Origin of the sequence: Lewinella sp. W8 (assembly GCF_004375085.3) — a bacterium.
In the GTDB taxonomy this organism is placed as follows: Bacteria; Bacteroidota; Bacteroidia; order Chitinophagales; family Saprospiraceae; genus Neolewinella.
On the sequence record NZ_SNAQ03000002.1, the window covers coordinates 352,225 to 376,946 of the forward strand.

At 58.2% G+C, this 24,722-nt stretch carries 21 protein-coding genes; 7 read left to right on the forward strand and 14 right to left on the reverse strand.

Translation table 11 applies throughout. The features are described 5' to 3' along the window. Positions 1-3 precede the first annotated feature (3 nt). The 3 genes from E1J53_RS03880 to E1J53_RS03890 form a co-directional block, all read right to left on the reverse strand. Positions 4-504, reverse strand: a complete 501-nt coding sequence (locus E1J53_RS03880) for an RNA polymerase sigma factor (protein ID WP_134271472.1) — start codon at positions 502-504, stop codon at positions 4-6. Between the two features lie 212 nt (positions 505-716). Then, positions 717-1,535 carry a DUF1415 family protein gene (locus tag E1J53_RS03885; protein ID WP_134271470.1) on the reverse strand — a complete coding sequence of 273 codons (819 nt, stop codon included), beginning with the start codon at positions 1,533-1,535 and terminating at the stop codon, positions 717-719. Further along, entirely contained in the window at positions 1,532-2,587 is a 1,056-nt protein-coding gene (locus tag E1J53_RS03890) for an RluA family pseudouridine synthase (RefSeq protein ID WP_134271468.1), read from the reverse strand. The genes E1J53_RS03885 and E1J53_RS03890 overlap by 4 nt, the downstream gene beginning before the upstream one ends. Positions 2,588-2,887: 300 nt before the next feature. On the opposite strand from E1J53_RS03890, the gene E1J53_RS03895 reads away from it, so the two are divergent. Then, positions 2,888-5,266: a TonB-dependent receptor gene (locus E1J53_RS03895; protein WP_134271466.1), complete on the forward strand. Its 2,379-nt coding sequence runs from the start codon at positions 2,888-2,890 to the stop codon at positions 5,264-5,266. A gap of 116 nt (positions 5,267-5,382) precedes the next feature. Here E1J53_RS03895 and E1J53_RS03900 read toward each other — a convergent pair whose 3' ends face one another. After that, positions 5,383-6,927: an amidohydrolase family protein gene (locus E1J53_RS03900; RefSeq protein WP_134271464.1), complete on the reverse strand. Its 1,545-nt coding sequence runs from the start codon at positions 6,925-6,927 to the stop codon at positions 5,383-5,385. Between the two features lie 1,217 nt (positions 6,928-8,144). On the opposite strand from E1J53_RS03900, the gene E1J53_RS03905 reads away from it, so the two are divergent. The 5 genes from E1J53_RS03905 to E1J53_RS03925 all read left to right on the forward strand — a co-directional run bounded on the left by E1J53_RS03905 (position 8,145) and on the right by E1J53_RS03925 (position 12,875). Further along, entirely contained in the window at positions 8,145-9,326 is a 1,182-nt protein-coding gene (locus E1J53_RS03905; RefSeq protein ID WP_134271462.1) for a PLP-dependent aspartate aminotransferase family protein, read from the forward strand. Positions 9,327-9,402: 76 nt separating this feature from the next. Then, positions 9,403-10,146, forward strand: coding sequence for a hypothetical protein (locus E1J53_RS03910; RefSeq protein ID WP_134271460.1), 744 nt, complete (start codon positions 9,403-9,405; stop codon positions 10,144-10,146). A 176-nt stretch (positions 10,147-10,322) separates the two neighbouring features. Continuing rightward, positions 10,323-10,973, forward strand: a complete 651-nt coding sequence (locus E1J53_RS03915) for a hypothetical protein (protein WP_134271458.1) — start codon at positions 10,323-10,325, stop codon at positions 10,971-10,973. After that, positions 10,970-11,293 (forward strand): transcriptional regulator, encoded by a 324-nt coding sequence (locus E1J53_RS03920; RefSeq protein WP_134271456.1) that lies wholly within the window; start codon positions 10,970-10,972, stop codon positions 11,291-11,293. Before E1J53_RS03915 ends, E1J53_RS03920 begins: the two co-directional genes overlap by 4 nt. Positions 11,294-11,369: 76 nt before the next feature. Next, positions 11,370-12,875 carry a DUF4153 domain-containing protein gene (locus tag E1J53_RS03925; protein ID WP_134271454.1) on the forward strand — a complete coding sequence of 502 codons (1,506 nt, stop codon included), beginning with the start codon at positions 11,370-11,372 and terminating at the stop codon, positions 12,873-12,875. 31 nt (positions 12,876-12,906) lie between these two features. On the opposite strand, the gene E1J53_RS03930 is transcribed toward E1J53_RS03925, so the two are convergent. Both E1J53_RS03930 and E1J53_RS03935 read right to left on the reverse strand, forming a co-directional pair. Beyond that, complete coding sequence (locus E1J53_RS03930; protein ID WP_134271452.1) at positions 12,907-13,599, reverse strand: hypothetical protein; 693 nt, start codon at positions 13,597-13,599, stop codon at positions 12,907-12,909. A 32-nt stretch (positions 13,600-13,631) separates the two neighbouring features. After that, positions 13,632-15,854 (reverse strand): DUF6851 domain-containing protein, encoded by a 2,223-nt coding sequence (locus E1J53_RS03935; protein WP_134271450.1) that lies wholly within the window; start codon positions 15,852-15,854, stop codon positions 13,632-13,634. A 275-nt stretch (positions 15,855-16,129) separates the two neighbouring features. Here E1J53_RS03935 and E1J53_RS03940 point away from each other — a divergent pair, with 275 nt between their 5' ends. Further along, positions 16,130-17,113: a TerC family protein gene (locus tag E1J53_RS03940; protein WP_134271448.1), complete on the forward strand. Its 984-nt coding sequence runs from the start codon at positions 16,130-16,132 to the stop codon at positions 17,111-17,113. A 3-nt stretch (positions 17,114-17,116) separates the two neighbouring features. Here the strand turns inward: E1J53_RS03940 and E1J53_RS03945 are convergent, their stop codons facing one another. The 8 genes from E1J53_RS03945 to E1J53_RS03980 form a co-directional block, all read right to left on the reverse strand. After that, complete coding sequence (locus E1J53_RS03945; protein WP_134271446.1) at positions 17,117-18,226, reverse strand: TRAP transporter substrate-binding protein; 1,110 nt, start codon at positions 18,224-18,226, stop codon at positions 17,117-17,119. Positions 18,227-18,266: 40 nt separating this feature from the next. Next, complete coding sequence (locus E1J53_RS03950; RefSeq protein WP_134271445.1) at positions 18,267-18,857, reverse strand: hypothetical protein; 591 nt, start codon at positions 18,855-18,857, stop codon at positions 18,267-18,269. Continuing rightward, the gene (locus E1J53_RS03955) at positions 18,854-19,519 is read right to left on the reverse strand and encodes a YigZ family protein (protein WP_134271443.1); all 666 of its coding nucleotides are present in this window, start codon (positions 19,517-19,519) and stop codon (positions 18,854-18,856) included. The genes E1J53_RS03950 and E1J53_RS03955 overlap by 4 nt, the downstream gene beginning before the upstream one ends. 257 nt (positions 19,520-19,776) lie before the next feature. Continuing rightward, positions 19,777-20,385, reverse strand: coding sequence for a YdeI/OmpD-associated family protein (locus E1J53_RS03960; protein WP_134271441.1), 609 nt, complete (start codon positions 20,383-20,385; stop codon positions 19,777-19,779). A gap of 53 nt (positions 20,386-20,438) precedes the next feature. Further along, positions 20,439-21,551: a P1 family peptidase gene (locus E1J53_RS03965; protein ID WP_253929854.1), complete on the reverse strand. Its 1,113-nt coding sequence runs from the start codon at positions 21,549-21,551 to the stop codon at positions 20,439-20,441. Between the two features lie 50 nt (positions 21,552-21,601). After that, positions 21,602-22,303, reverse strand: a complete 702-nt coding sequence (locus tag E1J53_RS03970) for an ABC transporter ATP-binding protein (RefSeq protein ID WP_134271439.1) — start codon at positions 22,301-22,303, stop codon at positions 21,602-21,604. A gap of 9 nt (positions 22,304-22,312) precedes the next feature. After that, positions 22,313-23,575, reverse strand: coding sequence for an FtsX-like permease family protein (locus E1J53_RS03975; RefSeq protein ID WP_134271437.1), 1,263 nt, complete (start codon positions 23,573-23,575; stop codon positions 22,313-22,315). 4 nt (positions 23,576-23,579) lie between these two features. Beyond that, entirely contained in the window at positions 23,580-24,683 is a 1,104-nt protein-coding gene (locus tag E1J53_RS03980; protein WP_134271436.1) for an efflux RND transporter periplasmic adaptor subunit, read from the reverse strand. Between the last annotated feature and the right edge of the window lie 39 nt (positions 24,684-24,722).

The window sequence follows — 24,722 nt, forward strand, 5'->3', positions numbered from 1 at the left end:
TCTTTACTTTTTGTGATTTTGAAACTTGAGTTTAAGCTTCTTCCTGATTCTGGAAATTTTGGTGGTTACGTTGGTTTGGGTGGTGGCCATAATGTCCGCAATCTCCTGGCTGCTCAGTCCTTCGAGATGCAGGAGGATTAAAGCCTTATCAATTTCTCGGAGTTCCCGGATGAATTTTCTTAGCAAGACAAAATTTTCGTCATCGGGAGATTCGTCATCCGCGTTTGGCACTTCAATTATTTGGCCAAGGCCTACCGTTCTCGCCCTACGTGTGCTGTTCTTCCGATAAAAAGAAATTGACGTATTCAAGGCGATCCGATAAATCCAGGTCGACCACTTATACTCTTCGCGATAATTGTCGATTGACCGCCATATCTGCAGAGTGATTTCCTGAATTAAATCATCCCGGTCGGATGCATCATTACAGTAGGTGTTAGCAACCTTGTAGATGATGCCCTTGTGACCGTCAAGAACCGATAAGAATATTCTTTCTTTTTCGTCCAAACTGGATGCTGTTTAGTCCATTATTCGGCCCAACGATAGATTTGTCACACTTCTCCCCCTTTTTCTTCCCGCTACCGGGATGGGCGACGCCTTCCGTGACCTTTCGCTGTAAGCACAAATTACTGCATCGAGCACCACCAGTGCATCCCACGCCGCACGAACCTGCGGCCCAAGTGCTTCAACCACCCCCTGACCAGACTTACCCTAAAACTCTACTCCTCCTCCCTAAACACCTCCCGCATCCGCTGAATGTTCCGCTCGGGGATGGCCTCCACGTCGGGGTAGTGCTCAATGGCGCGGGCTACGCCCGCGACGCGGAGGAGTTGCACCACCGGATAGGGAGCCCGGTTCGTGCGGTTGGCCGCATCCTTGAAGGAAAGGTCCGCAAACTGGTACTGGGGATGAAAATGGGCCAGCTGCACCAGCTGATCGGCCCCGGTCTCGGCCAGCACGTCTTCGAGGGTGGCGACAAAATCCAGAAAGGTGGGAAAATCCCGGAGGGTGCGGGAGAAGACCAAGAGCGTAGTTTCGGGCGCTGCGGGCCGCGATACATCGGATGACCCTTCGCTGCGCCCCGGAGACATCCGATGAACGCTACTTTCGTCTTCCTTCTTTTTTCTTCCTTCTTCTTCCTTAACCTCCGTTTCCCTAAATCCTGAATCCTGAGTCCTCAATCCTTCCTCTCCTCCCCCGCTCGGCCGACCAGTCAGCTCGTGCCTCGCGCCTGGGCGGACGAGCTCTCCTCCCTCTTCTTCCTTCTTCTTCTCTACTTCTTCCTTCTTCCCTCTTCCTTCTTCTCCCTCCGTTTCCCTAAATCCTAAATCCTCAATCCTAAATCCTAACCCTGGCTCCTGAGCCAGGAAACTTTGCACCTGCGTCATCGCCATCTCAAAAGCCGTCGGAATGTCCGGTGCATCGATTTCCAGAAAGGCGACCTGACCGTTGCGTAAGGGATGGGCGGCGAAGGGACAGAGGCCGAAGCCGACCACCACGGTGTGCACCCAGTCCGTGACCGCCGCAGTGGGACTCATGATAACTGGTCGTTCTGCCGGCGGGGGCCCACGTAGGCGCGCCAGCGATCCAGGCAGGCGGTCATGTCTTCGGGCAGCTCACTGTCGAAGGCCATGCGTTTGCCCGTCTTGGGGTGGGTGAAGGCCAGACTCTTGGCGTGCAGGGCCTGCCGCGGACAGAGCTCGAAACAGCGCTCGGCGAAGGTCTTGTACTTGCTGTAGATGGTGCCCTTCACGATCCGGTCGCCACCGTACCGACTGTCGTTGAACAGCGGGTGCCCCATCCACTTGAAGTGGACGCGGATCTGGTGGGTGCGGCCCGTTTCCAGCTTCAGCTCCACGAGGCTGACGTAGTAGAGGGGCTCCAGCGTCCGGTAGTGGGTGATGGCGTGTTTGTGGTGCTCCTCGGGCTCCTCGTAGACCCGGTAATTCTGCCGGTTCTTCACGTCCCGCCCCAGGTGGGCGTTGATGGTGCCGGTGGGTTCCTCCGGCTCGCCCCAGCAGATAGCCTGGTAGGTGCGGTCGATGGAGTGATCGAAGAATTGGCGCGCCAGGTGCGTCATGGCGAAGTCCGTCTTGGCGATCACCAGCAGGCCGGAGGTGTCCTTGTCGATGCGGTGTACGAGGCCGACGCGGTCGTTGTCGTTGCCCGGCAGCACGGGCAGGTCCTCCTTCTGCAAGTAGCCGGCCAGGGCGTTCACCAGGGTGCCGGTCCGGTGCCCCACGCCCGGATGGACGACCATGCCGGGGGGCTTGTAGACGACCATGACGTCGTCGTCTTCGTAGCGGATGTCCAACGGGATGTCTTCCGGGATCAGGCTCGGCTCCCCCTCGGCGCGGTAGCGCGGCGTAACGACCGTGATCAGCTGCCCGGGCATGAGCTTGTGGTTGGGGCGCACGGAGCGGCCGTCCACGCGAATGGAGCCCGCCTTGATGCCGTTCTGCACCCGGCTGCGGCTGACGCCCGCCAGCTTATCGGCCAGAAACTTGTCGATCCGGACGGGCTTCTGCTTGGGGTCCACCAGAATCTGGCGGGAATCAAAAAGTTCGTCTTGTTCCTCCTCTTCGGACATGTTGGGATAAATAAGGCTGCAAAGTAGATAATTTATTTGCGTCCGAAAGGTTGAATCATGCCTCCGAGCCTCCGCATCGTTTGGGCGCGACGTCTTTAGGTTGGGGGCAACAAGTGCAGGTGCCAAGAGTCTCCTCCAAAGCCAGATTATCCGGTTGCTCCCCGGCGGGAAGCGGTCGTTCACCCGGGACCGCTGCTCACGCCCCGTTGATCACCAACCCAAATTCGTCGTTCACCGATTTTAGTGGTTTGCTAGCCGCCGAAACCGGTTCTTTGCCCCATCGTTTTAAAGTGCAACCCCATGAAATCACTGGTCCTTACGTTCTTTACGCTTATTCTCGTAATCCCCGCTGGCCTCTTCGGCCAGGCCACCGACATCACCCTCACCGGCCAGGTCGTGGACCCCGCTTCGGGCACGCCCGTGGAGTTCGCCACCGTCATGGTCGGCGACCGGAACAATCGCCAGGCCATCACCGGCACCACCACGGACGCTGACGGACGCTTTACCGTGGCCACCGACCGCCAAAATATCTTCCTCGAAATCTCCTTCATCGGCTACGACAAACTCACCATCGAAGAGATCCCCGCCGGGCAGAAGGTGGTGGACCTCGGGACGCTCTCCCTGGCCAGCCAGTCGGCCATGCTCGACGAAGTGACCGTCCGGGCCGAAAAGTCCTCCACCGAGTTCAAGCTCGACCGCCGGGTCTTCAACGTCGGTAAGGACCTGAGCAGCACCGGCGCCAGTGCCCTGGAGGTGCTCAATAACGTCCCCTCCGTGAACGTCAGCATCGAGGGCGACATCAGCCTGCGCGGCAGCACGGGCGTGCAGGTACTGATCAACGGCAAACCCTCCGTCATCGCCAGCGAGCAGGGCAACGCCCTGGGTACCCTGACGGCCGACATGATCGAGTCCGTGGAAGTCATCACCAACCCCTCTGCCAAGTACGACGCCGAGGGCACCTCGGGCATCATCAACATCGTCCTGAAGAAGGAAGAGCGCAAGGGCATGAACGGCTCCATGACGCTGAACGTCGGTGCCCCCCACAACCACAGCCTCGGCCTCAGCCTGAACCGCCGCACGGAAAAGTTCAATCTCTTCAGTCAGCTCGGTGCCGGCTACCGGGAACTGCCCAACGACACCCGCTCCATCAACCGCGACCTCACCACCGGTAACGTTCTCTTCTCCGAAGGGGAGGAATTCCGTAACGAGCAATTCTACAACTTCGTGCTGGGCACGGACTACTACATCGACGAACGTAACGTCATCACCCTTTCGGGCAACTTTGCCTACGAGGTGGAAGACCAGCCGTCCAGCACCGAGTTCCGCCTGGAAGACGTCAATGGCGACGAGATTTCCCGCTGGGCCCGCTCGGAAACCACCGAAGCCACCAATCCCAAATGGCAGTACGAGCTGAACTACAAGCGGGACTTCAAGGACGACAAGGACCACGATCTCGTTTTCAGCATCCTCGGCCGCTACTTCGGTAAGGATCAGACCTCGGCCTTCCTGAACACCACCATCGAAGGACAGGACCGCGACGGCGAGCAACAGACCCGCACCGACTTCCTCGAAGCCGAAAACACCTTCAAGCTGGACTACACCCGCCCCTTCGACGACAAGTGGACGCTGGAAACCGGAGCGCAGTACGTCATCAAGGACGTCAGTAATGACTTCGCCGTCCGGAATCTCGAAAACGGCGTTTTCGTAGACAACCCCGACCTGACCAACGTCTTCAACTGGAACCAGAACGTGCTGGCCCTCTACGGTACGGGAGCCTACGAATTCGGTAAGTGGGGCCTCAAGCTCGGTATGCGGGTAGAGAATACCGACCTGCGTACCCTCCTCGAAACCACCGGGGAAAGCAACAACCAGAATTTCACCGACCTCTTCCCCAGCGCCCACAGCAGCTACAAGATCAACGAGGGTTTCTCGGTGCAGGCGGGCTACTCCCGGCGGATCTTCCGTCCCCGCCTCTGGGACCTGAACCCCTTCTTCAACATCCGTAACGATTTCAACATCCGCGTCGGCAACCCGGACCTCCAGCCCGAGTACACCGACAGCTACGAACTCACCAGCATCTTCATCTTCGGGGAAGCCTCCCTGAACGCCGGTGTCTATCACCGCTACACCACCGACGTAGTGGAGCGGGTTTCTTCCTTCGCCAACAACGTCAATACGGTGATGCCCATGAACATCGGCACCAATGCCTCGACGGGACTGGAAGTGAACGGCAAGTACAGCCCGGGCAAGAAGGTCTCCTTCATGGGCGATTTCAACTTCAACTTCTTTCAGCGGGTCGGGGAGCTCGAAGGGCAGTCCTTCGATTTTTCGGCCGACCAGTGGTCGGGCCGCATCACGGCCAAGATGAAGCTACCCGCCGATCTGGAGGTTGAGGTGACCGGGCAGTACCAGTCCGCCTTCCAGACGGTACAGAGCACCGTGTCCGATCAGCTCTTCGCCGATATGGGGGTCCGCAAGAAGCTGCTGAAGGGACGGGGCGCCCTCAACCTGAGTGTCCGCGACGTCTTCGTTTCCCGCATTCAGGAGAGCCAGATTATCCAGGAGGACTTCACCATCTACAACCGCCGCTTCCGCGGACGCTTCATCACCCTCGGCTTCAGCTTCGGCTTCGGCAAGGGGGAAGCGATGGAATTCTCGGCCCAGAAACGGCACTTCTAGCGCAGCATTTGGCCGTTCTTTCCGCAATGCTTCGCAAACCTTGAAGCTGTTTTAATTGGGCCGTTGGACCAAAATGCTGCTCCCGGGTCTCGGTGGGTGAGACGCAAATCACGTAGCTAACGCTCACCCCGCCGAACGACCTCTCCCGCCAATTCGCCCGTAAATTCTCCTGCTTCCACCACCACCTGACCGTTCAGGACGATGTACTCCATACCCGTACTGAGTGCGTTGGGGTCGGTAAAGGTGGCGTGGTCGCGGACCGCTTCGGGACGGAAGACCAGCAGGTCCGCAGAATACCCGTCCTTCACCTTTCCCCGACCGGGCATCCGGAAGGTTTCGGCGGTTAGTCCCGTACTGCGGCGCACCATCTGCGCCAGGGTAAGTACCTCCTTGTCCACAACAAACTCCCGCAGCTTTTTGGAGAAGGTGCCGAACTTGCGGGGATGGGCCACGGTGCCGTCCGAGCAGGTCATCACCCACTCCTGCGCCATGAAGCGCTGCAGATCTTCGGGGATCATGTTGAAGGAGGCCACGTTCGCGCCCCCGGATTGCATCACAGCAATGGCCGCCTCCACCGGCGGCAGTTGGTAGGCATCGCTAATGTCGCGCAGGGTCATTCCGTTGAGGCTATCGACCTTCGCGAAGACGATCAGCAGGGATTCAGCGCCGCCGCGGCGGCGCAGGTTCTCGGCCATGTCGGTCTTGATGCGGGGCAGCAGTTCGGGCTCGTCAAATTTCCGGGTGTAATCCTCAAAACCGGCGAAGACCCACTTCGGGAGCAGGGCCTTGCTCAGGGAAGTGCCCGAGGCGAGGTAGGGGTACTGATCGGCGGTGATCGTCAGTCCGCGGCCGCGGGCCGCCTCGATGGTGTCGATGATGGCCTGGCTTTGTCCCCACACGTCCACCCCCAGGCACTTGATGTGGGAGATGTTGGCCGGCAGGTCGGCTACTTCGGCCACCCGGATGGATTCTAGTACGGCGGCCATCAGTCCGATGTTGTAGCTGCTCTCGTCCCGGATGTGGGCGTCGTAAAGGCCGCCGTAGGCGGCGGCAACCTTGGCCAGCTCGATGACCTCTTCGGTATCCGCGAAACTCGCCGGTGCGTAATACAGGCCGGAAGAAAAACCCAGGGCACCGGCTTCCATCCCCCGGCGGACCATCGTCCGCATTTGAGACAATTCGGCCGCCGTCGGTGCCCGCTCTTCCATCCCCATGATGCGTTTACGGATGTTGCGGTGGCCGGTCAGGATAGCGGCGTTGGTGCCGATGCCGTTTTCCTCCCAGTGTTGCAATTGGGCCGCAATGTCGTCCACGCTATTGCCGTCGCTGCCCGTCACCACCGTGGTGACCCCCTGCATCAGGTAGTTGAGATTGACCCTCTTTACGGAATCGGACAGGTCCCGCAGCGCATGGGTGTGCGGATCAATGAACCCGGGAGTCACGTAGTAGCCCGCAGCGTCAATGACCCGGCGGGCGCGGCGTTCCGCCGCGGTCGCTTCCCCAACGAACGTGATCTCCCCGTCCCGTACCCCGACGTCCGCCCGGTAGGCTTCCAGCCCCTCCCCGTCAATGACGGTCCCCCCGACAATCAAGAGGTCCAGTCGGTCCTCCCCGCAGGTAAGGCATCCACAACAAAGCAGTAACAGCAGGTATTTTTTCATGGCCGGGAATTTCTCGGCCTAAGGTAAGCAGTTCGGCCTGGCTCGTTCGGGCATCACGCGGCACCTGCGGTCCCTCGCCCCGAAGATCATAGTGAGCAGCTGACTTCCCGACAACAGGTCGCGGGGCCCTTGCCGTTCTGCGAACGGACCGCAGACCCCGCTCCGCAACAAGGAACGGCCTTCCAGGCCGATGGGGGGTGGTCGTTCGTCACTCCGGGAAACTTCCCCACAAGCTCACGATGCTTTCCTTCTTCAGTCTTCCTTCTTCTTCGCCTCAGCCTTCGCCCACTTGCTCTTTCAACACCAGTTTTTGATTGCCCATAATAACCGTTTGCCGACAATGGTCGCGGGGCCCTAACCGTTCTGCGAACGGACCGCGGACCCCGCTCCGCAGCAAGGAACGGCCTTCCAGGCCGATGGGGGGGTGGTCGTTCGTCACTCCGGGAAACTTCCCCACAAGCCCGCGATGCTTTCCTTCTTCAGTCTTCCTTCTTCTTCGCCTCAGCCCACTTGCTCTTTCAACACCAGTTTTTGATTGCCCATAATAACCGTTTGCCGACAATGGTCGCGGGGCCCTAACCGTTCTGCGAACGGACCGCAGACCCCGCTCCGCAAAAAGGAACGGCCTTCCAGGCCGATGAGGGGTGGGCGTTCGTCGCCCCGGGAAACTTCCTCACAAGCTCACGATGCTTTCCTTCTTCAGTCTTCCTTCTTCCTCAACTTTAGCCCACTTGCTCTTTCAACACCAGTTTTCAATTGCCCATAGTAATGGTTTCCCGACAATGGTCGCAGGGCCCTAACCGTTCTGCGAACGGACCGCAGACCCCGCTCCGCAACAAGGAACGGCCTTCCAGGCCGATGGGGGGTGGTCGTTCGTCACTCCGGGAAACTTCCCCACAAGCCCGCGAGGCATCGGATGATCCCTCGCGGTGCTCGGGAAGCATCCGATGAACGCTGCTTTCCTACTTCATCCTTCCTCAGCCGTAGCCTATCTACTACCAACTTCTATCTGTCTTGTCAGCCTTAGCCTTTGTCCTAAATCCTCAAGCCTTGATCCTAAACCAGCGACCGGCCTGCGGAGCAGACCTTTTCCGAAATCTCCGGCTTCCTTCTTCAGTCTTCCTTCTTCTTCGCCTCAGCCTTCGCCTCCGTCCTAAATCCTCAAGCCCAAATCCTCTTTACCTTTACCCCCCAACTTCCAACCTTACAACTTCCCCATGCATCTCTCCTCCCGCGCGGTGCGCGACCCCCAATTCCCCGAGCTGAACCCTCCCCACCAAATTCCCCTGGTGGCCGCCTCGAGTTTCATCTTTGATTCCATCGAACAGGGTATGGCCATCTTTGGCGGAGAGGAGCCCGGCCATATTTACGGTCGGTTCGGTAACCCGACCATCGACGCAGCGGCCGAGAAAATTGCCGCCCTGGAGGGACACGACCTGGAGACGGCACCGGCGGGACTCTTCTGCGCCTCCGGCATGGCCGCGATTGCAACCGTCTTCCTGGGGTGCTGTGCGCCCGGACAGGCCGTGCTCACCCAGGCCGACCTCTACGGCGGCACCACCGGACTCCTCGAACAACTTGCCCCCCGCGGCATCACGACCATCACCGCAGATTTACGGGACCACAATGCGGTGTCGGAGCTGCTGGAACGCCATCCCGAAATCCGGATCATCTACGTGGAGACCCCCTCCAATCCCACGCTGCGGGTGACGGATCTACGGGCGCTGGCCGAGCTGGCCCACGCCCACGGCTCCCTGCTGGTGGCCGACAATACCTTCGCCACGCCCTTCGTCCAACGGCCGCTTTCTCTGGGGGCGGATATTGTGGTGCACAGCACCACCAAATTCATCAACGGCCACGGCACGGGCATCGCCGGAGCGATCGTGTGTAAAGACCCCCAACTGCTGCGGGAGCAGCTCATTCCGGTCTACCGGCTCTACGGCGGCAACGGCAACCCCTGGGACGCCTGGCTCGTCCTGAATGGCCTGAAAACCCTTCCCTTGCGTATGGAACGCCACAGCGAAAACGCCCTCGAGGTGGCGCAGTACCTGCAAAAACATCCGGAGGTGGCCCGGGTGAACTACCCCGGATTGTCCGACCATCCCGACCGGCCGGTGATCGACCGGCAAATGGAACTCTACGGGGGGATGCTGAGCTTCGAACTCCGTGGAGGCACCGCCGCCGGCATGGCCTTCATGAACAAGATCAAGTTCTGTACCCTAACCCCCACCCTGGGGGACGTAGACACACTCGTATTGCACCCGGCTACCATGAGTCACCGGGGCGTGGCCCCGGAGGTCCGGCTAGCGCACGGCATCACCGATGGGCTGGTTCGGCTGTCCGTCGGCGTGGAAAAGGTGGAGGACATTATTGCGGATCTGGCCCAGGCAATTGGTTAGTCTGCCGCCCATTTGGGAAAAGGGGCCAACGAACCGGAGAGATTTGAACGTCTATCGGGTCAAAACACCCCCCCTTATGCAATTCAAGCTCCCCTTATTCCTAAGCCTTCTCCTTTTTCCCTTGGTGCTCTCGTCCCAGGACTTTCACCTCCGCGCGGAACTGGGCAGCAGTGCCTTCACTGAATCATCCGTCGATGCGGCGCGAGCCTTCGACCTTGGGCTGGAATACCACCTTCCCGCCGGACAAAAGCTCACGGTTTTTGCCGGTCTGGGGTGGCAGCACAACCGCTACCGCGACGTCAGTCGGGAAAATATCCCCTGTGACTTCCCGCTCGGCATCAAGGTGATCACCTTCGCCGAAGACGAGACCTATACCATACGACGGCACGACCTCACGGCGACCGTTGGCGCAGCATACGCGCTCGGACGCATCAATTTCCGGAGTCACTTCACCCCCGCTTTCCGGATTGCGGACCGGGTCACCTACACCAGTGAACTGGACTTCAATACGCCGGGCCGTCCCAATAATTTTGTCTCCCTCACGCTACGGCCGGGAGAAATTCGGCGAGAAGGAAGTGTCGGTAGTACGATCGATTACACCAGCCGCTGGAATTTCCAGGCCGGGGCCGACCTGCTCTATCGGGTCGGTGGACGTGGTCAGGTAGGCGTTTCCTACCGGCAAATCGTATCAAATTTCCGGCTGTTCACGAAGACCGTGGAGTTCTGCGGCGCAAACGGCTGTGAACCAGTAGATTTTGAAAACTCCTCGGTAGACGCGGCCATCAGTACTCTTTCTCTTCGCTTCCTCTACCGCCTGTAAAAAATTGCATTAGGGCGATCACCGCAGGTGCAGTGAAGCGAAATTCCGGCCCAGCCGGGATGAAGTGCAACGGAATCCTCGTGCTCGGCCGGGATGGAAGACGAGTCTCGTGTAGCCGGGAAACCCGGTTTGTAAATGTCCGGAGCTTCCCGTAGCTTTGTTTTTCAAAGCACTTTATGTCAAAGGCAATTCCAAACCCGATCAGTGACCTTCGCGAAATTCGCTCCCTGATGGAGCGGTCCCGTTACTTCATTGGACTCAGTGGACTTTCGGGCATTGGCGCGGGCCTCTCGGCCCTCCTTGGAGTGGGGTTCGTAGTCGCTTACCAGTGGGCCGGGGGGCACGATCTGGTCTTCATCAGCCGCTCCCTGCGGCTGACTGCGGCCCATCCCTGGGGTATCGCCCCCCTACCCTTCCTGACCCTCACCGCCCTGGGGGTACTGCTGGGCGCCGTGGGGAGTGGATACTTCTTCACCGTCCGACGGGCGAAGCGTTTAGGGCAATCCCTGAGTGATCGGAAAACCTACCGTCTGATCTTTCATCTGGCGGTACCGCTGACCGTCGGGGCCCTTTTCTGTCTCGCTCTGGTGTACCACGAGCACGGGGGCTTCATCGGTCCCGCCACCCTCATTTTCTACGGTCTGGCTTTGCTCAATGGCAGTGGCTACGCCCGCGAAGAACTAAGTTACCTGGGGTACCTGGAAATTACCCTCGGACTCATCAGCTGCTTTTTCATGGGTTACGGCCTGCACTTCTGGGCGCTGGGCTTCGGGGTGCTGCACATTGCTTACGGCATCTGGATGTACCAAAAATATGACCGGGCATGAAAGAAGTAAAAATACCGGCGGCCCTGTCCATTACGGGGCTCAACAAACTTTTCAACCACCGCACCCGCATGGGAATTATGGCCATCCTCATGGTCAATGACTGGGTGGATTTCGTGAGCATCCGGGATGGCCTCGGGGTCACCGACGGCGGCCTGGCGAGCCACCTCAAAGCCCTGGTCAGGGAGGAACTGATTGAAGTCGACAAGCAATTTGTCGACAACAAGCCCCGAACTACCTACCGGGCCACGCCCGCCGGGCGGGAGAGCTTCGAACAACACCTGGCCGAACTCGAAAGCTTCATCAAGCGAATTGATAATTAAGCAGGCAGGCGTACCATCGCAATGCCTATTTCTGAATCCCAAAACTTTGATTTTCAAAGTACTTTAACAACACCAAATGACTTTTCTAAAAAACGCCTCTCCCTTTCTCTTTTCTGCACTGGCTTTCGCAATCCTGTTCCGCCACGGCGAGCTGGGTCTCAACGTATTTCTGTTTGATGCCGTGGTGCTGATTGCGGCACTCTGGTATCGCCCGGAACTCAGCAAACACCGGGCCTTTACCTGGGCGGTGGGCGGACTCCTTTTTTCCGCCGGAGCGGTCGTCATCGTCCACGGCCCCGTCAGCTTTCTGGCCCACGGCATTAGTGCGCTGCTGGTGCTGGGCTTCGCCCAGGCCCGGGAATTGCGGTTCGTCTGGTTTGGGGGCCTGCTGGGAATCACTTCCGTTTTTACCGGAGCGGCCCGCTGGCAGCAACTCCGCGACCAACCCCAAGGCAGTGCTTCCAGCGCCCATCATGTTCCGGCCTTGCGGTGGTTGCGGCAGTCACTTATACCGCTGCTCATTGCGTTGCCCTTTTTTGCCCTGTACGCCCTGGCCAGTGAGCAATTTGGGGCCATTTTCGGCGAATTATCCAGGTTTAAGATCTTCTCCCGACTGTGGTGGGATACCCTCACTTTCTTCCTACGCTTCGGCCTGGGTGCCCTGATCATCACACCCCTTTTTCTCCTGGCGCAACGGCCTTCGGTTCTGCTGGAAATCGCGGCAACGTTCCGGGACCAGCTACCACGACGTCATCTGGAGAGGACAAAGCGACCTTTCTTTTCTCCCATTGCCCTAAAAGAAGAATACCGCCGGGGAGTACTGACCTTTGCCGTCCTGAACCTTTTGTTGGCGATCGTTAACGCCATGGATCTACGGTACGTATGGATGTCTTCCGAAGATTTATCCGCGGCGACGCTAAGCCAGTACGTTCACGCCGGCACCTATAGTCTGATCTGCTCCATCCTCCTGGCGATGGTCGTAGTGCTGTACTTCTTTCGGGGAAATCTCAATTTCTACACCCGGGGGGAATGGCTCGGGCCGTTGGCCCGGCTCTGGATCGCCCAAAATGCGCTGCTGGCCGTCTCCGTTGGCTGGCGCAACTACCACTACATCCGGAAATACGGTCTGGCGGAAGGCCGAATCCTGGTGGTCTTCGTCCTCCTACTACTGCTCTTTGGGTTGCTGACGCTCTTCCGTAAAGTCCGGCATAAGTTAAGTGTGACCTACCTGTTGCAGGCCAACGGCCTGGCCGTCTGGTTTGCCCTCCTCCTTTTCGGGGCCATCAACTGGCCGGGGGTCATTACCCGCTACAATCTGGCGGCTACAACCCGCAGCGAGGTCGACTTATACTACCTCACCCACGGCCTGCCAGGTGACAATACCTTTCTGCTGTTACAATCGGAAGTAATCAACTACATCGACCTTCCCTACCGCAAAAGGAGAGATGCCATCTCTGCCCCGAAAAGCTGGCGATCCTGGAACTACGCCGACTGGCGGAATATTCGGGCGCATAAAATCCATCGCGCAAAATTCCCCGTCATCAAGCGGGACAACCCCGATACCCAACCTTGGACAGACTAACGGACAATCAACATGACGGGTAACCAACCCGTTATTGCACGATACTCACCTCTTCAATCACCGGGCGGTAATTACTCGTCACGCTCCCCCCCACCGCGGGGGCTTCCACGCTGGTGTTGGCCCGGCTGCGGTCCAGGATGAGCCGAACGGGAATGGAGGGCAGAGAGACCAGATCCCGTGGCACCACGATCTGGGTAGCACCCACCGTATCCTGGGTCCACAAACGGTCGGTGTAGATGGGATCGTTGAGGATCAGGCTCAGGAATACAACTTCGTTGTCCGCCACCCCGTCGCCATTCCAGGGAAGTACGTAGTCTTCTCCCGCGACGATGTTCGCTACGGAGTCCTGAAACTCGATGGGTACAATGGTGGTGGAGTTGGTAAATTCCCGTCCTTCCTCATCGGTGTAGACGAAGGTGCCGCTTGCTTCAAAACCATCGCGGTTCAATTCGTAAATGGAGAGCGCCCGGTTGAAAACGAGGGCCTCACCGTTCAGGGTGATGGACGCCCCCTCCCCCAACTGTAGCAGGGAGCCATTCGGCCCGCCCAAAGCGAATCCCGCCCGGGCGTAGGTGATGTCTTCATTCGCGTCATAGAGGAGGTCGAGATCCGGATAAATACGGTCGGGAGAAACGGGCTCACTGGTATCCAGTCCACAGCTGCTCCAAAGGCTCAATAACAGAAACGCCAGGCACCCGGCTAACGGAAAATGTTGCACTTTCATTCAAACGGTAAATTGGGGAATCATGAAGTCAATCAGTTTACTTGGAAAAAACCTCCCGCCTGATCATCAGGAGAGAACAAATAGTAGGTACCCGTGGGTAAATCACGCGTTGGCACGGTAGCGCGCGGTCCGGCGGACCATTGCTCCAACAGCCGCCGCCCGTTGAGGTCGTACACCTCCAGGGTACGGCTAAAGTTGGTGTAGGGATCCAGCTCTACGATAACGTCCTGGCCCCGAGCCACGGGGTTGGGATAAAGTTTTAGTGGCTTCACCGTATTTGCCACCGGGTCCACGCTGCTGAGTGATCCATTAAAAATTTCCTGCGCCCGGTCAAAGGCGTCGCTACCAATGTCCATGCCAATGATGCGACCATGGACGTCATCCGCCGGGGGGTGAATCCCACCCCATATCCGGCTGAGGCTGGTTTCGTCCGAGGCGTCCCGGTAGGTCGCCCACTGCAGAACAACGTCTACGCTCGGCCCTTCTTCAAAGACCAGAAATTCATTCTTTTTGGCCACAAACTCTCCGACACCACCAGGGAAGTAGGGGCTCCCGGTAATTTCCTCCAGCACGGTAGCCGCCGCACTGCTGAAGGTAGAGTGCCCGGAAATATATCCGGCGAAGTTGGGGGTAACGAAGTTGGGGCGCTGATAGGGCATCCAGACGATGGGGTCAATCCAGCCTACGCCCGCCACGTCCGTTTCGGGGTCTTCCACGTTATCGGGGCCCTTCCAGGCCCAGGCCTTGATGTTGGAAAACACCACGGGGCTGGCCACGGTATCCCCCTGTTCAAATCGCTCGATGTAGCCCGAGTCGTAGCGCATTCCTCCCGGATTGTACCGGGGAGCACCGGGATCACTGGCCTGGCCTTCTTTAGCCAGGTAACGGATGGCGGAGATCGGTCGGAGGTAGTCGTAAGCTCCCTTAATGCTCCAGGCCGTAATGGCCGCATCGTGCATGGTTCCGCCCAGGGTCAGGTAGGCCTTCACGTCGTATTCGAGCGGGTCCAGCTCCGGGCCCTGACCATTGAACCTCCGTTCAAAGAGCGGATGATCCATCACCTGATTGAAAATAGCAAACCAGTGCCCCGGCGGCGTTTCGGAGGCCGGGCCATCGGCCCAGAATTCCGCCAGGACGCGGGTGTAATCCCCGCGGGGAACGACGTTCGCTGGGTAGGGCTCTCCCGTTACGGGGTTTAGCTCCCGGCCATTCGAGCCAAAAATACCCCCTTCGTGCTCCCGGTAAAATTCCGGATAATCCGCAAAGTCCGTGGGGTAATCCCCCTGGAAGTTCCCCAGCGCTCCGGGAGAGATGTCCCACATCACACTATCCGCCGGATCCAGGTGGCTGCTCCACTTAAGGACTAGCTCAAATCCCCAGCGGTACTCGTCCAACTCTTCCTGATCGTCAAACTGAAGCCGAGGCGGCGGACCAGGATCATGGTACACCGGGTTGTTCCCCCGGACGGGATTCTCGGGGGTAGGGTCACGGCGATCCTCGGCCGAAAGGGCAAAGGGCGTAACCTGGCCCCAACTGGCCCCAAGAAATGGAAGTACGCCGTCACCGATAACGTTGCCGGACTGATCCACGAAGGTCCCGGGGAAGGCCAGCGTTTGCCAGTGGTTGGGATCGAATAGCTGAAAAATGGAAAACCAGCGGGTGAATTCCAGAGGCGTGTTGACCGGCTCGGGGTACCCCACGTTTTCGTAATCGTTGCTTTCGTTCGCACCGTCACTCATGCCGTAGGCGATGATTTCCTGGGCGACGTAGTTCCCCAGGGCGGCTGCGGTCCCGTTCTGGTAATCCGTAGAAATGATGTTCTTGTCGTAGCCCAGGACGTCCATCAGGCTGTCCAGACGGGGCTCAATGTTTTCCCACCGGGGGGCATTCTGGTAGCGGTGGCGCAACATCCGGTAGGCAGCATAACTTACTGCCTCCCGGGAGGCAGCTTCCCGATCTTCAAAATCCGGAATTCGCCAGGTTTCAATGTCCAGGCTTACGTTGCCCTGCACCGTCCCCATCAGGGCGGGGCTTCCCTCCCGATTGATGAGCGACCAGCAATCGTACATGGCCGCCGAGACGTGGTAGAGGTTGCGGGCGTGGACCGTCGGACGCGCAAAATCATTACGGATGGCGTTGAGCATCTCTTCGTTCCACTGGCGGGCAACGGAGTGGTCTTGCGCCAGCAGGCCCGAGGTGGATAACAAGGCAAAAACGAGGGCAAAAAGGTAGACGGGTAAGGATTTCCGGGGCATACTTAAATCTTGATCGGTGGATCGCCAAAGATACGATAATGGGTAACTTCGGGCGGAGGAATACCCCAATCCCGAATCAATTACCCCGGCAGGAATCGGCTATTGACCGCGGGCTGACCATCAGGACTGGCTGGCCTGCGTAATTTTTGGGTCAATACGCGCATATTTCAGCTTTTCCGTCTGGTGATGGGTAATCATTGGTCCGAAAATTCGCTCGGCGAAGAACACAATGCCTTTCTTTACGGGTTCAAATAACAACGCAACTCCTCCCCTTCATGTCTGCCCTCTGGATTGGCTTCTTCATTTTTGTAGCAGTCTTGCTCTTTTTCGACCTCTTCGTCCTGAACAAGGAGGACCACGTTCCCCGTACGCGGGAGGCCCTGGGGTGGACGAGCATGTGGGTAACCATTGCCCTGGCCTTCAGCGCCGTTATCTACTTTGCCTACGAAAACGGATGGGTGGTTTCGGAGCTTACCGGACGCAATGCGGTGATCAAATACATCACCGGTTATCTGGTGGAGTTATCGCTGAGCATGGACAATGTCTTCGTCATTGCCGTGATCTTCAATTACTTCCAGGTCCCCCCGAAATATCAGCACCGGGTGCTGTTCTGGGGTATCCTTGGTGCCGTCTTTTTCCGGCTGGCCATGATTCTGGCCGGGGTCTATCTGCTTCAGCAATTCGACTGGATGTTTTATGCCTTTGGGGCCCTGCTACTCTACAGCGCCTACAAAATGCTGAACCAGTCCGAGGAGGTTCACCCTTCGGAAAACCCCGTCGTTAAGGCCGTGAAGCGGATGTTTCCGGTAACGAATGATTACCACGGCCATGATTTCTTCGTCAAGCGCCAGGGCATCACCTTCGTCACCCCGCTCTTCATCGCCCTGATGATGGTAGAAACCACGGACGTTATTTTCGCCGTGGACAGCATCCCCGCCATCCTGGCCATCACCACGGACTCCTTCCTGGTGTTTTCCTCCAACATTCTGGCCATTCTGGGACTGCGTTCCCTCTACTTCGTTCTTTCTTCGATGATCAACAAGTTCGAGCTGCTGAAGTACAGTCTGGCCCTGATCCTGGTGTTCGTTGGCGTTAAGATGCTCTTGCACGAAGTCTGGCACCCCGCCGAATGGGTTTCCCTGGCCGTCATCTTCGTCCTGCTAACCGGAGGTGTATTGCTCTCGCTGCTCAGCCCGGCACCTGCGTCCGCGCCAGATATTGAAGATCCCACCAAACTGACCCCGGAAAAGGAGGAATAGAGCTTACTGGATCAGGCTGTTGTAAAAACGGGTTTCGGTCATCGCGCTCCATGGCCTGGCCAGCTCCCGGAATCGCTTGATGGAGGCATACACCTTGCCGGCAACGGGGTCTTCGGCGGCATAATCTTCGATGACCCGGACGGCGGCCTTGCGGGCCGTTTCGATCAAATCATCGGGGAAGGGACGAATGGACAGGGTGTCCACCGCCCGGAGCTTTTCCAGATACTCGGCATTTTTTGCCTCGAAGGTAGAGATGGTGTACATGTTGATGTAGTGGGTCGCGACCGCAAAAATGCGCTGCAAATCCGGCGGAAGGCTCTCGTACTTTTCCTTATTTACGAAGAATTCAAAGGCCGTCCCCGGTTCGTGCCAACCGGGATAGTAGTAGTATTTGGCGATTTCGTGGAAGCCCATGATGTAGTCATGGTAGGGCCCCACCCATTCGGTGGCGTCCAGGATGCCCCGTTCCAGTCCGGTATAGATTTCGCCGCCGGGGAGGAGCACCGGCGTGCCGCCCAGCGCTTCCAGCACCCGGCCACCCAGGCCGGGCATCCGCATTTTCAGTCCCCGGAAGTCTTCAATACTGTTGATTTCCCGATTGTACCAACCGCCCATCTGCACGCCGGTATTGCCGCCCACGAAGGGCACCAGATTATAGTCGGCGTACAATTCGCGCCACAATTCCATACCACCTCCGGCCAGGAGCCAGGCGTTCATCTGCTGGGCGTTGAGCCCGAAGGGATAACCGGCGAAAAACTGGGCGGCCGGCGCTTTGCCGGCCCAGTAATAGGCCGCGCCGCTACCCACCTCCGCGGAACCCTGCCGGACGGCATCAAAGGCCTGCAGAGCCGGCACGAGTTCACCGCCGCCGTAAACGGTGATGTTGAGGCGGCCGCCACTCATCTCCCGACACAGGTCGGCCAGTAACTGACATCCTTCGCCAAGGACCGGGAAGCCCGGTGGCCAGGTGGTGACCATTTTCCAGTCGTAGCGCTTGCCGCTGACCAGTCGCTCCGTTTCGGGTGCCTGCGCCTTGCCGCCCAGCAGACGCAGGCCGACCGGCAACGCCAGGGTGCCCGCCGCCAGGCCCTTGAGGAAGTGGGATCTTTTCATCTCCGGGAGAGTTTTCCCACCAAGGTAGGCATTGGTGTGCTTACTTCAGACGAAATACCCTCCGTCGAATGATGGCCAGCGTAACGGTAGCACTTTTGGGGTACCAGCCGGAGGAAAAATTCTTATTGTGGCTATCAATCATTGACCAAAAAGAAGGTGTACTTGAATTGACCAGTACCTCCTCCTTGGGAGATTGAGTCGGAATACCAAATTCATCACATAAATCAGATAAGTAGTACTTGAAGTCTCCAAAGATCGTTGACCGATTTCCACCCAAAAAGGTTTCCGCTAGCACTCCAACCTCGTCTCTGACAATGATGGAGTAGGTGTCTTCTCTGCCTAGTTCAATTAACTCAAATCCAATATCGCTTTGGAGGAGTTTCAGGACTTCCCAGGGGCTTCTACCCTCAGTGGATAAGATTTCAAGGTCATATTTGAGGTAAAATTCATGTTTCCAGTCACCTATCAGGTAATCTCCGTTCTCAAACAACGCTTGAAATAATCCCGTCATCAAGCTCCCCCGAAAACCCATAAGTCTGTCCTTCGGTAAATATTGTCTACCGATATGTAATGAAGACCGGTAGGTTACTCTTGGCCTATCTCCGGCAAAGGGGATTATCCTGTACTTCATAATGATGTCTCCTCCAACACCTCCACGTCCAGCCCCTCCACTTCGTAGTCCTCGTCCACTTCTTCCAGGTAGACCCCGGCCACGGCGGCCTTCAGCTCCCGGAGGCGGGCCGGCACCGTGGAGCGGGGCAACTCCAGTCGGACGGTAGCCGTATTCCCGAAGTCCTGTTCGGCCATCTCCAGGCCGAGTTGACTGAGGGCGGACATCACTGGCGACATCAGTTCGTACCCGAAGCGGAGAATGACCGACCTGGTGAGCGGCTGCCAGGTCGTCTCCACCGCTTCGAGAGCCGCAACGGCTCCCGCCCGGTAGGCGTTGATGAGTCCCGAAGTACCCAGTTTGGTGCCCCCGAAATAGCGGGAGACAATGATGACCACGTCGCTCAAGCCCGCCTTATCTATTTGTCCGAGGATGGGCTTTCCGGCCGTGCCGGAAGGCTCACCGTCGTCGTTAGCGCGGTAGCGGTCCCTTCCCGGACCGAGCCGGTAAGCGTAGCAGTGGTGGTTGCACTTAGGGTGGGCCTTCTGCTGTTCCTCCACGGCAGCCAGGGCCTCCGCTTCCGTACGCACGTGCCGTAGCTCCGCCACGAACTTGCTGCCCCGGTCGCGAAATTCCCCCGACGAGGAGCCCGCAGGGATCAGGTACTGATCAGGATTTGTCATGCCACAAAAGTAAGTGGGGCAGTTTACTCTGCGGGGTGAGTTGGGTATTCTTAATCCTCCTCGGGGAACCAATGAATGATTGGGAAAATGGTAGGGTCGCCTTTCGGGCTTGCACGGCCAGATGGACGGGGAAAGGCGGCACCCAAAATGTATTCCTGTGAATGACGGGTCGTCAAGGCATGCCTTGACGCTACGGTAACCACCAATCATCCGCCGCGATTCCGATGGAATCGCCGAACCACCTCCCCGATCATTTTTCAATCCCGCTGGTTGGCCGCCTTCATGTAGGTGTTCAGCTCCTTGTAGTCCAGCTTACCGCCCACGGCCTTGAGGTAGTCCATGATCTGAACGGCCTTCTTGATGCGGGTTTCGCTGCGTTTGGGTTTGGCAATCACGTAGATCAGTCCGCGTTGCTTGCCGGGCGTCAGGGTGTGAAAGACGTCGTAGGCTTCCTCGTCCAGGGCCCAAAGCTCGGCCAGTTCTTCGGGTAGTGGCATCCCGTACTCGCTTTCGTCCGGACTGATGGTCAGCTCGGCATCATCCCCCTCCTCGATGCCAAATTTTTTGCGCACTTCCTTGCTGATCGTAATGAAGTAGTTCCCCTTACCGTCCGGCATCAGTCCGCTGTGGATACTGCCCTGTCCGTTGATGGTCACGATCACCCTCCGGTCCGTTTTGCCTTCCTGCTCAACGATGGGCGCGACGGCACTCCGCTTGATGGGGAAAACCGTGTAGTAAATGCCCCCGTAATTGAGGTCTTCGTCGGCGAGTTGAAGGGTGGCCGTAATGGAAATCATGGTCTGTTTAAATTGGGCGCGGAGCGCAGGTGCCCTGCCGTCACAAGATAGCAAGGCACCTGCGTTCATCGCCCAAGTTTTCAAAAGATACGCGGAAAGGATGCATTACACGAGCTAATCCACTACCGTTTCAGCAATTCCATCACCTTATCCACCGGTAGGGCTTCTATCCGGTGGCCGTCCCGGCCAACCATGGTTTCGGCGGCAAAAAGGGAATTGATGATGGCCTCCTCCGTCGCCTCGATCGTGGCCAGGAACAGGGGAGACATCCCAGCGTTGCGCAACTCGGCTACCGTTCGCACCCGGTCCTGCCCCGCTACGATGCGGTTTTCCTCCGCCGTGGAAAAGGCGATGACGTAATCTCCGCTACCGTTGCTGGCGATGCCCCCCGTGCGCGCCAGTCCGAGCATCGCGCGCTTGGCCAGGCGCTCCAGGTTGCGGGCGCCCAGGGGCGCATCGGTGGCCACCACGATCATGCAGGAGCCGTCGGCCCGTTCCTCCAGTTGGTCCCTGAAGTAGTACTGCCCCAGCTCGGGGCCAATTGGCACGCCAGCGATCTGGAGCACACCCCCGAAGTTGGTTTGCACCAGCACCCCAACCGTGTATCCACCCAGGCTTGCGGGAAGTTGGCGGGAAGCCGTTCCGATGCCGCCCTTCCAGCCAAAACAAACGGTGCCGGTTCCCGCCCCGACGTTCCCCTCAATCACCGGGCCACCCTCCGCTACGGACAGGGCGTCCAAAACATCGCGTTCCGTCACGTGGCGGCCGCGAATGTCGTTGAGGTAACCGTCGTTGGTTTCCCCCACTACGGCGTTGACGCTGCGCACGCCTTCGTTTCCCGGAGCCGACAGGCAGTGCGTAACCAGTCCGCGGATACCGGTGGCCACACTCAGGGTATTGGTGAGGATGATGGGGGTCTCCAGATTGCCCAGTTCCCGAACCTGACTGTATCCCGCCAGTTTTCCGTATCCGTTGCCCAGGTAGATGGCGGCCGGCACCTTCTCCCGGTACAGATCACCGGCGTGCGGAAGGATGGCCGTCACGCCCGTGCGCACCGCTTCGCCCTCGATCCTGGTGACGTGCCCCACCCGGACGCCCGCCACATCGGTGATGGCGTTGTGCTTTCCCGGGGGCATCACTCCGATGATTATTCCCCGCTCCCGGGGCCGTTCCTGTGCCATGAGGGATAAGGTAAGGAGGAAATAAAATACACTCAGAGCGAGGGTCTTTTGCATCGGAGTAATCGTTTCCCGACAAGATAAGACGAGCCCGAAAGATGACCGGATCAGGAGGCGGGGGCCGGGGCGTGACCGCCCCCCAGAATCATCCCGTCGCCCATTTCGATGATCCGGTCCGTGCGGCGGGCAAAATCTTCGTCGTGGGTCACCACCAGGAGGGAAAGGCTCCGGCTGACGCTGAGGTCCCGAAAAACCTGAAATACGTTTTCGGAATTTTTACTGTCCAGGTTGCCGGTGGGCTCATCCCCCATGATGATCTCTGGATCATTGATCAGGGCCCGGGCGATGGACACCCGTTGCTTTTGCCCGCCCGAAAGCCGGGCGGCCTTCTTGTGCGCCTGGTCATCTACCCCGAGCAGGCGCAGCTTCGCCATGGCGTCTTCCCGCACCTCTTCGGTACTCTTCTCCCCCAGCTTGAGCCCGGGCAGCATCACGTTTTTCAGGACGGTAAATTCCGGCAGTAGGTAGTGAAACTGGAAAACGAATCCGATCCGCTTATTCCGGATGTGCGCCAGTTGTTCGCGGGATTGCCCCGTCACCTTTTTCCCGGCCAGGTAGAGCTCCCCGGTGTAATCCGTATCCATGGTGGACAGAATGTAAAGGAGCGTGGATTTACCACAGCCCGACTTCCCCATAATGGAAACGAATTCCCCGCGGTTTACGGACAGGGAAATGTCCTTGAGGACGTGAAAGCGAACGGGTTGTTCGAAGTATTTATCCAGGTGTCGTGCTTCCAGAACGTAGGCCATGGTTTGGGTTTATTGTCCGCGAATAATTTCTACCGGATCAATCTTCCGGGCCCTACGGGCGGGCAGGAAGCCGGCAAAGAAGGTGGAAATCATGGCGAATACGATCCCGATGATGTAGTACGCCGGGTCAAAATTGACCGGATACGTTTTGATGGTGGGTAGCGCCTCGGTCACGAAGGGAGTATTGTCGATGAGTACGGAAACGCCGAAGCCGATCACGAGGCCAATCAGACCACCCACCAGGCCGATGATGAGGGCCTGGCTGATGAAGATCACGTTGATGTCCCGTCCCGTGAAGCCTACGGCCTTCAGGATGGCGATGTCGTTCATCTTCTCGTAGATGAGCATGTTGAGGATGTTGTAAATCCCGAAGCCCGCCACGATGAGCAACGTAATGGATACGGCGTAGGTAATCAGGTTTCGGATCGTGGTGCCGGTCTCAAACTGGGCGTTGGCCGTCTGAATGTCCAGCGCCGTCAGGTCAAACTGATCACTGATTCGCCGCGACATGGGGCCGGCCTCGTCGATGTCGTAGAGCTTTACGTGAATGTTGGATACGTAGTCTCTACCCTCGCCCAGCAGTTGTTGGGCCGTCCCCAGGTTCACGTAACTCTGGACGTTATCCACTTCGGCCAGCCCGCTCTGGAAAATCCCGACGATCTTGAGAGAAAACAGCCCTCCCGCTACCGTACTTACCTGAATGCGGTCCCCCACGTCAACGGACATATTCCCCGCCACCCCGGCGCCCAACAGGATGCCGTTGCGGGTGCGCAGCAGGTCTTCCGGACTCCCCCGCACGATGTAATCTCCGAAATTAAACAGGCGAATTTCTTCGTTGACGTCGATTCCGTTGACCAGTCCGTTTAGCTGAATGGAGCCCGCCAGGTAGAACACCCGGGCGTTGACCTGGGAAGTTGCCCCCCGAACGGAGTCGTGCCCCTTCAGGTAATTCAGGATGGCGGCCCCGTTGTGAATCCGCTCCTGCGTTTGCCGTGGTTTTACCGAGCGGACGACGTTGAGGTTATCGGCAAAGCCCTCGTACAGGTCAACCGGTTGCCGTTCGCTGGGCTTGATTTCGTTGTAGATCTGGATGTGGGGTGTGCGGTTGAGAATGAGGCCATCCAGGAGCCCGTTCAGTCCGGTCATGAAACTGACCATGATGATGAAGGTACCGATCCCGAAGGTCACCCCCAGGGTGGCAATGGCCGTCTGCTTAAAGCGAGATAGTAAGTGGGTACGGGTAACGTCCAGCAGTATCCTCAGGTCCTTCATCGCATCAGGGTTTACGCAGCACGGTACTCGTGTCAATGCCGCCGAGAATTTCCACCTGCGTTAAGCTGCGCAGTCCCGTTTGTACGACGACCTCCCCGGTGTCGGTGAGTACGCGATTTTCCCCAATCAGGTATTCTGCCGGAATGACCAGCGTTTTCGCTTTTTCGCGCAGCACGATATTGGCTTCCCCGGAAAGCCCCGAATAAAGCCGGTCCGGAACCTCCAGAAATTTCCCCTCCACGAGATAGGTCTGCGTCCGGGAGTCTTTGGTGGGATAAATTTTGGTGACCTCCGCCCGAAAGGCCCGCCCCCGATAGGCTTCCAGACTGACGAGAATGGCCTGTCCGATCCGAACCTGGGTGATGTCCATCTCGTCAATTTGCATTTCGAGCACAAACTGATCGGGTTTGCCGATGGTAGCCAGCACTTCCTGCCCACCGATGAGCTCACCTACTTCTTTTTGCAGACTGTACACCTTGCCGTTCATCCGGGAGTCAATCACAAAATCATCCAGGTTTTCCCGGGCCTGCTGCAGTTGGTTACGGGCCTGTTCGTAGGCCACCTGATTGTCTTCCTGCAGCTGAGCGTATTGTTGGCGGAGGACGATAAGTTGTTTGCGGCTGCTCTCCAGTCGCAGGGCCCGCTGTTCTACTTGTTGTTTGGAGCCGATTTGTTGGTCCCAGAGCCGCTGCTGTCGGGCGTAATCCGTCGAATCCTGCGTAATCTGCCGCCGCTGCTGGCTGATTTCTGCCCGTAGGTTGGCTAAGCTCGCCGCATCCCATCGCGCGTAGCGCTCGGCCTTCTCCAGACTGAGGCGGGCGTTGTCTACGGCCAGTGCCTGACCGGTAGCCTCGATCCTGGCCAGTGGCTGGCCACGGGTAACCGTATCCCCCACTTCCACGTAAAGTTGCTCCACGATCCCTCCCCGCGGAGCGAAAACGGAGTAAACGCCCTGCGGGACTACGGTTACGGAGGCGTAAACGGACTCCGTAACGCCGCCCAGGGCCGGCCGGATACCGGCCGTCTCTTCTTCACAAGCCAGCAGAATACCGCCAATTCCCAGTAAAAGGATCACGTAGCGTATGGCTCGGGTATACAATGGTCTCATATTTCGATTAATGCCCGGAAAGGTAGGGAGCGTCGTACG